The organism is Vibrio sp. A1-1 (assembly GCF_021728175.1).
GTDB lineage: Bacteria > Pseudomonadota > Gammaproteobacteria > Enterobacterales > Vibrionaceae > Vibrio > Vibrio diabolicus.
This window is the reverse complement of the sequence record NZ_JAKKCL010000001.1, coordinates 308314-321247: the sequence shown is the minus strand read 5'-3', so window position 1 is coordinate 321247 and position 12934 is coordinate 308314. Positions and strand designations below refer to the sequence as shown.

Annotated in this window: 10 protein-coding genes; 5 read left to right on the top strand and 5 right to left on the bottom strand. The window is 43.5% G+C overall.

All coding sequences use genetic code 11. The features are described 5' to 3' along the window. Positions 1-9: 9 nt before the first annotated feature. A complete protein-coding gene (locus L3V30_RS01500; RefSeq protein WP_005380722.1) occupies positions 10-237 on the bottom strand; it encodes a YejL family protein in 228 nt (75 codons plus the stop codon). An 85-nt stretch (positions 238-322) separates the two neighbouring features. Here L3V30_RS01500 and yejK point away from each other — a divergent pair, with 85 nt between their 5' ends. From yejK to L3V30_RS01485, 3 genes are all read left to right on the top strand, one after another. Further along, a complete protein-coding gene (gene yejK, locus L3V30_RS01495; protein WP_005396521.1) occupies positions 323-1321 on the top strand; it encodes a nucleoid-associated protein YejK in 999 nt (332 codons plus the stop codon). Between the two features lie 82 nt (positions 1322-1403). After that, a complete protein-coding gene (locus tag L3V30_RS01490) occupies positions 1404-2720 on the top strand; it encodes an Hpt domain-containing protein (protein WP_237308154.1) in 1317 nt (438 codons plus the stop codon). 104 nt (positions 2721-2824) lie between these two features. After that, positions 2825-3988: a chemotaxis protein gene (locus L3V30_RS01485; RefSeq protein ID WP_237308152.1), complete on the top strand. Its 1164-nt coding sequence runs from the start codon at positions 2825-2827 to the stop codon at positions 3986-3988. 88 nt (positions 3989-4076) lie between these two features. Here the strand turns inward: L3V30_RS01485 and nhaC are convergent, their stop codons facing one another. Continuing rightward, complete coding sequence (nhaC, locus tag L3V30_RS01480) at positions 4077-5510, bottom strand: Na+/H+ antiporter NhaC (RefSeq protein WP_005396525.1); 1434 nt, start codon at positions 5508-5510, stop codon at positions 4077-4079. Positions 5511-5940: 430 nt separating this feature from the next. On the opposite strand from nhaC, the gene asd reads away from it, so the two are divergent. Continuing rightward, positions 5941-7056, top strand: coding sequence for an aspartate-semialdehyde dehydrogenase (asd, locus tag L3V30_RS01475; protein ID WP_005396526.1), 1116 nt, complete (start codon positions 5941-5943; stop codon positions 7054-7056). 55 nt (positions 7057-7111) lie between these two features. Here asd and L3V30_RS01470 read toward each other — a convergent pair whose 3' ends face one another. Beyond that, on the bottom strand, positions 7112-7975 hold the full coding sequence (locus tag L3V30_RS01470; protein ID WP_005396527.1) for an ion transporter: 864 nt from the start codon (positions 7973-7975) through the stop codon (positions 7112-7114). A gap of 35 nt (positions 7976-8010) precedes the next feature. Further along, the gene (locus tag L3V30_RS01465; protein WP_005396528.1) at positions 8011-8649 is read right to left on the bottom strand and encodes a YchE family NAAT transporter; all 639 of its coding nucleotides are present in this window, start codon (positions 8647-8649) and stop codon (positions 8011-8013) included. Positions 8650-9299: 650 nt separating this feature from the next. On the opposite strand from L3V30_RS01465, the gene adhE reads away from it, so the two are divergent. Continuing rightward, positions 9300-12002 (top strand): bifunctional acetaldehyde-CoA/alcohol dehydrogenase, encoded by a 2703-nt coding sequence (gene adhE, locus L3V30_RS01460; protein ID WP_012841564.1) that lies wholly within the window; start codon positions 9300-9302, stop codon positions 12000-12002. A 141-nt stretch (positions 12003-12143) separates the two neighbouring features. Here adhE and L3V30_RS01455 read toward each other — a convergent pair whose 3' ends face one another. Next, positions 12144-12827 (bottom strand): SDR family oxidoreductase, encoded by a 684-nt coding sequence (locus L3V30_RS01455; protein WP_012841565.1) that lies wholly within the window; start codon positions 12825-12827, stop codon positions 12144-12146. Positions 12828-12934: the final 107 nt, after the last annotated feature.

Here is a 12934-nt window from a genome sequence, read left to right as displayed (position 1 = left end):
TGTCCGTTATTAGTGTGTTTTTGGTGTTTCTAAAGAAGACATCAGCGCCTGAGCAAATTTTTCAGCAATCGCTTTGCGTTGTGAAGCAGCAACACGTTGATTTAAGACATTGGTTGCGATATTTCCGGCAATCATTAGCGTCAACTCAGGAGAAGCAGCGTGTTTTTCAAGAACTGTTGCTACTTCAGCAAGAATTTTCTCTACTTGCTCGTCAGTATATTTAGATGTAATCGGCATAAAGACTCTAATAATGATAGTAAAAGCGGCTTATGATAACCTACAATGCCCATCAACTAAAACCTTGTAGCAAGATAAAATCACTATGAGCCTTCATCTTTCAAACGTTATTCTGCATCAACTGTGCAAAAACGATCAGGACGAGCTAGTTGTAAACTTTCGTCCAGCATCATTAGAGAACGATGCATCTACTGAAAACTTAGTCGCTGAACTTCACCGAGTATTCCATTCTAAAGCTGGTAAAGGTTTTGGCTCTTTCCAGTCAGACAGCGAATTTCAATTTTGGCTTCAAGAAATGCGCAAAGGAGAGCGAGATTTTTACGACTTCTCACAAATTAGTGCAAATCGCTTGAAAGAAGAGTTGATTAAGTACCCATTTGCGGATGAAGGTATTTTGGTTTTCGCTGAGTATCAGAGTTTAGCAACGGACTACTTGTTCATCGGTATCTTACCAATGAACCAAAGTTTAAAAGTGACCGAAGGTTTGGACATCAGTGCGACGGATTACCTAGATATCACCAAAATGGATATTGCGGCACGCATTGACTTGTCGAGCTACGACACTGACAAGGAATCCAATCGTTACTTGCAATACATCAAGGGACGCGTCGGCCGTAAAGTGGCGGATTTCTTCCTAGATTTCCTGCAAGCGGACATCGGCTTAGATACTAAACAACAAAACTTAGTGTTAATGCAGGCGGTGGATGATTTTTGTGCTGATTCGAAGCTAGAAAAGCAAGAAGTGAATGAGTACAAGAAACAAGTTTACGATTACTGCAATGAGCAAATTAAATCTGGTGATGAGGTTCAAATCTCAGAGCTTTCTGGAGAGCTTCCTCCAAGCCAAGATGGCACAAGCTTTATGGATTTCACCAAAGAGCAAGGGTACGAGCTTGAAGAATCTTTCCCAGGTGACCGTGCGACGGTTCGCAAGCTGACTAAATTTGTTGGTGCTGGCGGTGGCTTGAATATTAGCTTTGATAGCCTATTGCTTGGCGAGCGTATTTTTTATGACCCAGAGACGGATACCTTAACGATTAAAGGTACGCCACCAAATCTAAAAGATCAGTTGAGTCGCAACTAAAACCATATCGTCAAATTAAGAGAGCCAATGGCTCTCTTTTTTTATGTGAATAAGAAACATCCATAGTATATGCTTGTAATTAATGGAGATATGCGAGGGGCGAGTGTTGCTGAAGGTAAAAGAAGGAATGAGGCGGTTTGTTTGGTTCTGGTTCGTTTTATGGTGTGTTTTAGCGCTAGGGATTTGGTTGCAAGCCAAACAAACGATTCAAACCATTTCAACAGTGAATGAGCTAGGAAGCAAAGTTGAAGAAGTCAGACACTTTTTTAACTTTGATCTGCCTTATCGTGTTAAGCACGTCGACCAAGTTTCACTAAAACTTCAGTTAGCCTATGCAGTTCGCTTACAGCTTGAAAGTGAGTTTTCTGAAGGAAAAATCACACCAGATATTACTCAATTGCTTTATGCGACCGATCGATTTTTAGAAAGTGCTCGAGCCTTTGTAGGGAGTGACAGTGAGCTTGTATCATTGGCTGAACAGTTGCGAAGAAGCCGCGCCCGAGCTGAGAACTCTGAGCAAATTCAATCAATGTACTATCGCTTAGGCGCACTTGTTTTGGAGTCTATTTTTAGTGACTCAGCAACGAATAGCGATACTTATCGTGATTTAGACCGACTCTTTATCGAGTCGGACACGCTTTCTCCTCAAGAGCGAAGTGCTTTTCAGCGTCAACTAGCCCAGACTTCAAGCGCGCTATCTGCCAAGGCGCAAGGCAGCTATCTAGTTAATCAACTGCTTAATCCTGATTTCCCGAACCAGTTAACTTCGATAAATGACCAGTTGGAACAAAAGTTGATGACCTTTGTTACTTGGTTGTCAGTAATCAGTGGTTTATTTCTTTCTCTTATGTCATGGGGGCTTTTCTCCCAAAGAACCGTTCAGCCGCTAATACCATCAAGAGCAGAGGATAAAGAGTCTGAGCAAGTTGGTGGGTCTTATGTTGTTTTTTCTGCTCAGTCCGAAAGCTCTCAAAGCAGCCAAGTTAACGAACAGAGCCCTAATGAGCCGAACATATCGCAAGTGGAAGTCGTGGAACGTGAGCCGTATATAGATATCAATAAGATGCTGGACTCGCTATCGGGAGATGAAAGCGCAGTGCGAATGTTACTTGAAGTTTTTATTCAGGATCACTCTGGCGATGGTTCAAAAATGCATCGGCTATTAGAAGAGGATAAAGAGCAAGCGCAAAGAGCCGCTCATAGTCTTAAAGGGGTCTCGGGAAGTTTAGGAGCAATGCCATTGCACTGCATTTCGGGCGATATTGAACTGTTGATTAAACAAGGGCAAAAAGTGCCGGAAGAGAAACTGACACGTTTAGATGATGTCCTAAAGCAAACCATACTTTTCGCTAACCACGTTCTCAATAGTGAAAAGATACAAGAAGCGCTAACAGATTGATATTGCTCTGACTTACAATCATCAGAGTTGGGGTAATAAAGGCCCGAACTATATGACTTAGTTCGCTTTACTCCTGTTCCATACAATTTGTTAAAGGTACTTTCATGTCCGTTCGTCGATTGTCTTCAATGATGTTGATAGGGTTGGTTGTGATGCTTTCAGGGTGCTCCCTGTTAGAAGTGAAAATCGAGAGTCAAACCGTCCCCCTTACCAAACAAGAGCTTAATATGCGTCTCCTGACTCGTGAGTATGCGCAACAGTTTTTTGCTCAGGTAGAGCAAGCCGCTGATGCATTGCACGATCAATATGAGCCGCATGATAAAGTCCATCAATCTTATATTTTGCTTTGGAAGATAAATGCTGAAGAAGGTCTTCAAGCCGCAGCATACCAAGTCTCGCCAATGGCAGCACTGATTGACACTTGGACTTTTACGCTACAGATGGATCAATTCTTTACGACTGGCTCTGGTAATGAACTGTTTGCGACAGAGGAGGCAAAGTTAGTTTCTGCTCACTTAGCGAAAGATGTGGATAAACTGGCTCAATCTCTGTTGAAACAAGAAGCGTACATCAAGACACAAGCGTTTGTTGCAGAGTTCGTTAAGCAACATCCATTCGCGGACTTAAGTATGATCAGGACGCCAGCTTACCGTGGGTGGTTAGATGCGAATCAAATTAGCGAGGAAGAGGCAGTGACTACGCTAGGTACAATGCCAGAAGCATTAGGGGATGTCTCGGATCGTCTAAGCCTTGTATCAGAACAGACCCCCAAAATTATGACTTGGAAGGCGCAGTTATTAGCATTAAATAGCTCTGCCAGCATCGAAAAAGTTAATGCTGCGCTAAATAGCTTACAAGTTACGGCTGATTCGATGAAGGACTTTATTGATAACAATCCAGAGTACATGCGCTATTTGGCAGAGCAAATGGCGGTAGAGTTACAACCTTTGGTTGATGATATTGACCAAAAAACGCAAGCGCGTTTATCTCAATTGGGTGAGGAGCGCCAAGCTTTAGAGCTGATGGTAGCCAGAGAGCGCCAAGAAATCGCGCAGATCATTACCCATGAGCGTGAGAAGTTTGCTCAAGATATGGACCGAGTCTCGCAGGAAGTGGTCAGTTTAGCGATGACCAAGCTGATTGAGCTCGTTAAAAGTACCATTATCTACTTCATCTTGTTCATTGCTGTTATATTCTTTGCACCACTTGGCTTGGGCTATTGGTTTGGTAAGCGTGCAGCAGTGAAAACGCAAGTCAAACAAAGTTAACGTTTGGTTGAGATATAAAAAAGAGCGCTAATGCGCTCTTTTTCTTTGTCTTTCACTCGGAAGAGAGATTCTTCCTATCTATGCGAACTCAAGCGGTTTGCTGCTTCAGTTCACCTTCTGCTTGTTCAACTGCTTCCGCTGTTGGTTCGCATTTATCAACAAACCAACCCATGTAGGAGCTGATGATAGTCACGATGATACATACAAAGCTTAGCCACATGAACGGTGCGTAAGATAGTGTCGCAACACCCAGAATACTTGCCATGTAGATACCGTTGTCACTCCATGGAACCATACCAGATGTTAATGTGCCGCCGAACTCTGCGTTACGAGACAAGTTCTTACGTTTGTAGCCTAGGCGATCGTAGTTCTTCGCACAGATTTTTGGTGTCAGGATAAGTGAAACGTACATCGCTGAACCAAATACGTTCCCCATAAAGGCTGTACCGATTGTACTTGTTGCCAGTGAACCTGCACTTTGAACGCGTTTTTCAAACAGCTTAGCGATAGTTTCTAACACACCCACTTTATCTAGTAGACCGCCAAAACCAAGGCCGAATACGATAACTGCTACCGAGCCAAGCATTGAAGACATGCCGCCACGGTTAAGAATTGAGTCAATGAAATCTACGCCTGAAGAAATCGCAAACGGAGCCCAAGCGGTGTTGAACGCGGTTAGGAAGTCCACATCTTGAATCATTACTGCCCAAATAATACCGAGCAGAGAACCAAAACTGATCACTGGGAATGAAGGCATACGCATTGCTAGAAGTGACAATACGATGATCACAGGAACAAATGAGTAAGGCGTGATGTAGAATTGCTGCTCCATCGCTTTAATTACAGAGTCTACCTGGCTCATGTCAACTTGACCTGCGTAGTGGAAACCAAATGCAGTAAACATAATGCCTGTAATAATGTAGCTAATGAGTGCGATCGGCAGCATGCCTTTAATATGTTCCATTACTTCAACGTTAGACATAGATGAAGCAAGGATGACGGAGTCCGATAGAGGCGACATTTTGTCACCAAAGTAACAACCTGAAAGCACCGCACCAGCTGTAATTGGTGCAGGAACGCCAAGGCCTTGGCCAATACCCATCATCGCAATACCAGCAGTACCAGCAGCGCCCCAAGAGGTGCCAGTCGCTAGCGCAGTCAATGAACAGATGATCATGGTTGCGAGCAAAAAGATAGAAGGGTGAATTGCTTTAAGGCCGTAGTAAATAATGGTTGGAACAATACCACCAGAGATCCACGTACCAACAAGCGCGCCAACGGCAAGAAGAATTAAGACGGCTCCAAGTCCATTGGAAATGCCATTTAGTGCAGCTTTTTCCAGATCTTTGTACTGATGACCAAGCTTAATGCCTAATATCATGATAATGAACCAACCGATGTACAGCGCTAGCTGGATCGGTAGGTCTAGCTTGGCAGTGAACGAAAATGCCAGCAGTAGAAATAAACCGAGCGAGATAAATACCTGTATCAAGCTTGGTAGGCGTGGTGTAACTTGCTTCATATGTGCCTCTGTCAATCTTGGAGCAATAGAGGAAGGCGCTCCTTGTTGTAATCGCGCATAACATACATTAACAAAAATTATATTTCGAATATTTGGTGTTTTATCTTGATGTTCGTCGGCAAAAACGTTTGCTTGTGAAATTAACTGTTAGTTTGTTTTAACATTTTTGGTTTTAAATGTTGTGTGATGTGAAATTATTGTGCTTCATGTGTTATTTTATCACTGAGTGGTAAGACCAATTTGGAGTAACAGGGCTTTCCCTACTTGAAAAATGGCCGAAATCGCAAACCAAACACTAAAAAATCTCGTTTAACACGAATTTTCATAGGAAAAGGTTAAAAAATAGGCTTATTTACAAAATAGGGGTTGAGATTTTGATGCGAAAAATTAACTATGGGGTAGGTTTTTTAATACATGGAGAGTTAATACGATGAGAGTTGGTTTAGTTGGTTGGCGCGGTATGGTTGGTTCAGTCCTTATGCAGCGTATGGTTGAAGAGAAAGACTTCGACCTAATCGAACCAGTATTCTACAGTACTTCTCAAGTTGGTATTCCTGCTCCTAACTTAGGAAAAGACGCAGGCTTACTGCAAGACGCGTATGATATTGAAAGCTTAAAACAGCTTGATGCGGTAATTACATGTCAAGGTGGTAGCTACACAGAAAAAGTTTACCCAGCACTTCGACAAGCCGGTTGGAAAGGCTACTGGATTGACGCCGCATCTACGTTACGTATGGCGGAAGATTCCATCATCACGCTTGATCCTGTGAACTTAAAGCAAATCCAACAAGGCATCCACGGTGGCACGAACACATTTGTTGGTGGTAACTGTACGGTTAGTTTAATGCTAATGGGTCTAGGTGGCTTATTCGAAAAAGGCCTTGTTGAGTGGACAAGCGCAATGACATACCAAGCCGCTTCTGGTGCTGGCGCGCAAAACATGCGTGAACTGATATCGCAAATGGGCGTTATCAATGACTCTGTAAGTTCCGAACTTGCAAACCCATCAAGCTCTATCCTAGATATTGATAAAAAAGTTGCAGACACAATGCGCAGCGGTTCTTTCCCTACCGATAAATTCGGTGTACCACTAGCTGGCTCGCTTATTCCGTGGATCGATGTGAAACGTGATAACGGTCAGAGTAAAGAAGAGTGGAAAGCGGGCGCAGAGGCAAACAAAATTTTGGGCTCACAAAGCTCGCCTGTGCCAATCGATGGTACTTGTGTCCGTATTGGTGCTATGCGCTGTCACTCTCAAGCACTCACTATCAAGCTTAAGCAAAATGTCCCAATGGATGAAATCGAAGAAATCATCGCCACTCATAATGACTGGGTTAAAGTGATTCCTAACGATCGTGACATTACTGCGCAAGAACTTACACCTGCAAAAGTAACAGGCACTATGTCCGTACCAGTAGGTCGTCTACGTAAGATGGCAATGGGCGATGACTTCCTAAATGCTTTCACTGTTGGTGACCAACTACTTTGGGGCGCAGCAGAACCATTGCGTCGTACGTTACGCATTATTCTTTCTGAGAAAGCATAATCACATCAACCTTTGTTTGATGACAAAATAAAAGAGCTCCCTAGGGAGCTCTTTTTTATGCTTCGTCTTCTCCACGAACAACGCGTTTGTCAGGATCGGCCAGTTCACTACCACAGTGTTTACAGTAAGTCGCATCAGAGTCGTGCCCGGCGTGAGAACAGTTAGGACACTTCACTAATACTTTGTGCGATTGCATTTCTTGGTGAAGCTCTGCTGTGAAAATACCAGTAGGGACCGCCAAAATTGAATAACCCAACAACATGGTGAGTGAGGCTAGTCCTTTTCCGAGATCTGTTTGAGGTACCAAGTCACCATATCCAACCGTTGTGATGGTCACAATAGCCCAATAAATACTTTTCGGAATGCTAGTAAATCCGTTTTCAGGCCCCTCAATGACAAAAATCAGTGACCCAAAGATCGTGACCATAATGGCGACAGAGCTAAAGAAGATAAAAATCTTTCTGCGCGCCATCAGTAGAGAGCGTAAGAGGATGTTGGACTCTTGAAGATAGCGGACCAACTTGAGTATGCGGAATATTCGCATGACTCGCAGTGCTCTTATTACGCCCATAAAGGAGGCAGAAGGGAAAAACAGTGCTAAGTAAGTAGGTAAAATCGCGAGTAAATCAACGACGCCATAAAAGCTTTTCGCATAGGCGGCTGGTTTTGGAGAGCAATAAAGCCGGAGAAAATACTCAATAGTGAATAAACCGGTAAAAGTGTACTCTAAGTATTTCAGCTCTTTTGCCCACTCGGCGCGTACGGATGGTATTGAGTCTAATACCAGCACGATTAGAGAACTGATAATCGCGATAATGAGTGCAATATCGAAGGTTCGACCAGCTTTGGTATGAGTACCAAAAATGGTGACATAAAGAGTATGTTTGAGAGAGTCAGTCGTCATGACAAAGCGATCCATTGTTGAATCGCTCTATCATACAATTTTATAGAAACTCAGGCTAATCCCGGAAATAAGTTGCGTAAACCATTGGCGATAAACTCAATACCCAATGCGCCTAATATCAAACCCATGATACGGGTAATGACGTTGATACCAGTTTGGCCCAAAAATCGCACGATCAGTGGGGCAGAGCGGAACAACAGCCACGAGCATAGACAGAACAAGCCAATTGTAATGCTGATGCCTACCGTATCAAACATGCTTGGGTAGCGTGCACCGTAAACAATAGTCGAACTGATTGCGCCTGGTCCTGCCATTAGCGGCATCGCAAGAGGAACAACACCGATCTGCTCGCGACTCACGTATTCTGATTTTTCCTGTTTGTTTTGTTTATCTTCCCCCAGTTTACCGCTCATCATCGAGAACGCGATGCTAAGCAGCAGTAGCCCACCTGCAACACGAAACGAATCCAGAGAAATGCTGAACATATCTAATAGTAACTGGCCAGCAAAGAGCGAAATGATCAGGATGATCGCAACAGCCACGTTCGCTGTGGTTGCCGTATTGCGCTTTTCGTCTGGTGTCATATGTCCGGTTAGTGACACAAACACAGGCATGATACCAACAGGGTTTACTGCGGCGACCAAACCAAGAAAAAACTGCAAGAAGATAGCAAGTTCAAAAGTTTGCATGTTGCGTACTCATTAAAGTTCACATTAGTGAAAAGGAGAAGGGGTAATTTGGGCGTAATGTAAGGCAAAAGTTGGGTTGGAAGAAATGAAAAAAACTAACGCATTTCCTACTGTTTTAGTGAGAAAAACTAATTCTTTAATAAACTGTATCTAATCTGGAAAAGAATTGTTGCGTATAAAGTTGCTGTCAAAGCGTGCTGTTTTACATAAACGTTAACATTCGCACACTTTTGATAAAAACTAAGGTGGTTTGTAGAGAGATGTATTCGGTTCGATATACTCTCAGTAGCACAAGGAATTGGGCCTACATGTAATTTTGTTGGCTAAAAATGAAACTTTTTTACAGGTTGTTGTAGTTTCTTTTATTTATTTGTCTATTTGCTTCTTTTTTGTTCAATAAAAAGTGAAGATTAATTTATTTGTTTATCAGTGAGTTATGTCGTTTTAGTGTGATGGGGCACCACTTTGGTGGTATTTAGGTCGTGAGAACTGATCCAAGTCAATTTTTTTCACACTCTGAAATATTATACTCAGTCCTGAAAGCAATTTACTAAGACGTTTGTTTTCTAAGTGACTGATAAACAGTAAAAACGATAAGTAATAGCCTTAGTAAAAAGTTTTTAATATTTGTTAATTTTAGGAGATTCCCTATGCCTGTAACTAATATGGCTGAACTAGATGCAATGATTGCTCGCGTTAAGAAAGCGCAAGAAGAGTTCGCTACTTACTCTCAAGAGCAAGTAGACAAAATCTTCCGTGCAGCATCGCTTGCAGCTAACCAAGCCCGTATCCCGCTAGCTCAACAAGCGGTTGAAGAATCTGGTATGGGTATTGTTGAAGATAAAGTAATCAAGAACCACTTCGCTTCTGAGTTTATCTACAACAAATACAAAGACGAACAAACGTGTGGCATCCTAGAAGAGGATGACAACCTAGGTACTATGACTATCGCTGAACCTGTAGGTATCATCTGCGGTATCGTACCAACGACTAACCCTACATCTACAGCGATCTTCAAATCTCTAATCTCTCTGAAGACTCGTAACGGTATCATCTTCTCACCACACCCACGTGCGAAAAACTCGACTAACGACGCAGCGAAACTGGTTCTAGACGCAGCAGTAGCAGCGGGTGCACCAAAAGACATCATCGGTTGGATCGACCAACCTTCTGTTGAGCTTTCTAACGCTCTTATGAAACACGATGACATTGCTCTTATCCTTGCAACTGGTGGCCCAGGCATGGTTAAAGCAGCTTACTCTTCTGGTAAACCAGCAATCGGTGTAGGTGCAGGTAACGTTCCTGTTGTTATCGACGAAACTGCTGACATCAAACGTGCAGTGGCTTCTATCCTGATGTCTAAGACTTTCGACAACGGCGTAGTATGTGCTTCTGAGCAGGCTGCAATCGTCGTTGACGAAGTGTACGACGAAGTAAAAGAGCGTTTTGCTTCTCACAAAGCTTACGTACTAAGCAAAGCAGAAGCTGAAAAAGTTCGTAAAGTTCTTCTTATCGATGGCGCGCTAAACGCGAAAATCGTAGGTCAGCCAGCAGCGGCAATCGCTGAAATGGCAGGCGTTAAAGTTCCAGCAGACACGAAAGTCCTTGTTGGTGAAGGTCTAGGTAAAGTGTCTCACGATGACGCATTCGCTCACGAGAAACTATCTCCAACTCTAGGTCTATTCCGTGCTGACAACTTCGAAGACGCGGTTGCTCAAGCGGTAACTATGGTTGAGATTGGTGGTATCGGCCACACATCTGGTCTTTACACTAACCAAGATACTAACGCTGACCGTATCCGTTACTTCGGTGACAAGATGAAGACAGCTCGTATCCTAATCAACATCCCGACTACTCACGGTGGTATCGGTGACTTGTACAACTTCAACGTTGCGCCTTCTCTAACTCTAGGTTGTGGTTCATGGGGTGGTAACTCTATCTCTGAGAACGTAGGTCCTAAACACCTAATCAACAAGAAAACTGTAGCGAAGCGAGCTGAAAACATGTTGTGGCATAAACTACCTAAGTCAATCTACTTCCGTCGTGGTAGCCTTCCAATTGCTCTAGGCGACCTAGAAGGTAAGAAACGCGCATTCTTAGTAACTGACCGTTTCCTATTCAACAACGGTTACGCAGATGACGTAGTAAGTCTACTTAAAGCTCAAGGCATGGAAGTTCAAACATTCTTCGATGTTGAAGCTGACCCAACGCTTTCTGTTGTAGAGAAAGGTGCGGCTCAAATGGCTAGCTACCAACCAGATGTTATCCTAGCGCTAGGCGGTGGTTCCCCAATGGATGCTGCGAAGATCATGTGGGTAATGTACGAGCACCCAGAAACTCACTTCGAAGAACTAGCAATGCGCTTTATGGACATCCGTAAACGTATTTACAAGTTCCCTAAAATGGGTCAAAAAGCTGAGCTTGTATGTATCACTACAACTTCAGGTACTGGTTCAGAAGTTACGCCATTTGCGGTTGTTACTGACGACAAGACTGGCGCTAAATACCCACTAGCTGACTACGAAATCACGCCAAACATGGCTATCGTTGATGCGAACCTAGTGATGAACATGCCTAAGTCTCTAACAGCATTTGGTGGTTACGATGCAGTAACTCACGCTCTAGAAGCTTACGTATCTGTTCTTGCGAATGAATACTCTGACGGTCAGGCTCTACAAGCACTTAAGATGCTAAAAGAATACCTACCTTCAAGCTACGCGAACGGCGCTAACGACCCAATCGCTCGTGAGAAAGTACACAACGCAGCAACTATCGCTGGTGTGGCATTTGCTAACGCATTCCTAGGTGTTTGTCACTCAATGGCGCACAAACTAGGTGCTGAGTTCCACATTCCACATGGCCTAGCAAACGCACTACTTATCTCTAACGTTGTACGTTACAACGCGAACGATAACCCAACTAAACAAACAGCGTTCTCTCAATACGACCGCCCACAAGCACGTCGTCGTTACGCTGAAGTTGCTGACCACTTAGGTCTAAGCCAAGCTGGTGACCGTACTGCTCAGAAAATTGAACGTCTACTAGCATGGTTGGATGAGCTAAAAGTGAACCTAGACATCCCAATGTCTATCCAAGCGGCAGGCGTAGCTGAAGCAGACTTTATCGCGAAACTTGATGAGCTAGCAGTTGAAGCGTTCGATGACCAATGTACTGGTGCTAACCCTCGCTACCCACTAATTAGCGAACTTAAAGATGTGTTAATGGCTTCTTACTACGGTAAAGCATTCGTTGAAGGTGAAACTTTCGAAGGTACAACAGTTATCAAGAAGAAAGCAGACCAAGAAGCAGCGAAAGCGGCGCCTAAAGCAAAGAAAGAAAAAGCTGACGCGTAATCAAGAGTCGTGTGAGTAAGGTTTTCGCTAGCACGAAACCTTAACCGGGAAAAAGTAAAAGCCCCAGTCATTTGACTGGGGCTTTTTTGTTGAGAAAGTTGAGTAATAGCGATCCATTGACGCAACAAACACGTTGTCCATTCATACTTCTGTAGCAACCACTCTGCCACTAAAATACTCATTTGATACGATATATGCGGTATTGCGAACCAATTCATCTTGGATCTCGGCCCAGTGTCTTTCGTTAAGTTCTTCTCTTGTATGGTTTACCGAAGGAATGACGCCACCCACCCGAATATTAAATGGAGTGAGCTCTTTTGCCCAACTGTGAGTAAAACCTGACACCAAAGCAGCCATGCTTTCGACTCCCGTTAAATCTTCATGGCTGTCATGGGAAATGACGTTAACTATTACCCCTTTCTTATTTCTAGCGCGAAATCGTTCGGCTCCCACCTGGCCATAGGTGTAGAGGAAGCGTGCAGCAGAAGACAAGTGATCAATGTAAGTACTCATAGGTTCGGGAGCCATCAAGCCTGGCATGGGAGAGCTCGTCCAGCAATTGACTATCACGTCTGGTGTCGCACGCAGCTGCGATTCTATCTGATCAAACAGTAAGTTAATCGACGTTGTGTTATCACTGCACACATTCATCGCATAGACTTTATCTGTGAAGGCACTAATCTGCTCATAGCTCGATTTTAGAGCGCTAGAGTTTTGGTCACAAAGAATCAACGTCGCTCCAAGGTGAGCAAAGTGACTAGCACAAGTCCTTCCTATAACAGAACCTGCAGACGTGACGAGAATAATTGATTCTTTAATATCCATAACACCTTCACTGTATCCCTGTGTGAAAAAATACACCAGTGGTTTGTGCTATTAGCATGGTTGAAATTAGAAAGGCTCAGTGTGAAAGACTTCAAACTAACGCTTTT

Coding starts and splice junctions, on each gene's coding strand:
- L3V30_RS01500 (WP_005380722.1), bottom strand. CDS start 237: ATGCCGATTACATCTAAATATACTGACGAGCAAGTAGAGAAAATTCTT.
- yejK (WP_005396521.1), top strand. CDS start 323: ATGAGCCTTCATCTTTCAAACGTTATTCTGCATCAACTGTGCAAAAAC.
- L3V30_RS01490 (WP_237308154.1), top strand. CDS start 1,404: ATGGAGATATGCGAGGGGCGAGTGTTGCTGAAGGTAAAAGAAGGAATG.
- L3V30_RS01485 (WP_237308152.1), top strand. CDS start 2,825: ATGTCCGTTCGTCGATTGTCTTCAATGATGTTGATAGGGTTGGTTGTG.
- nhaC (WP_005396525.1), bottom strand. CDS start 5,510: ATGAAGCAAGTTACACCACGCCTACCAAGCTTGATACAGGTATTTATC.
- asd (WP_005396526.1), top strand. CDS start 5,941: ATGAGAGTTGGTTTAGTTGGTTGGCGCGGTATGGTTGGTTCAGTCCTT.
- L3V30_RS01470 (WP_005396527.1), bottom strand. CDS start 7,975: ATGGATCGCTTTGTCATGACGACTGACTCTCTCAAACATACTCTTTAT.
- L3V30_RS01465 (WP_005396528.1), bottom strand. CDS start 8,649: ATGCAAACTTTTGAACTTGCTATCTTCTTGCAGTTTTTTCTTGGTTTG.
- adhE (WP_012841564.1), top strand. CDS start 9,300: ATGCCTGTAACTAATATGGCTGAACTAGATGCAATGATTGCTCGCGTT.
- L3V30_RS01455 (WP_012841565.1), bottom strand. CDS start 12,827: ATGGATATTAAAGAATCAATTATTCTCGTCACGTCTGCAGGTTCTGTT.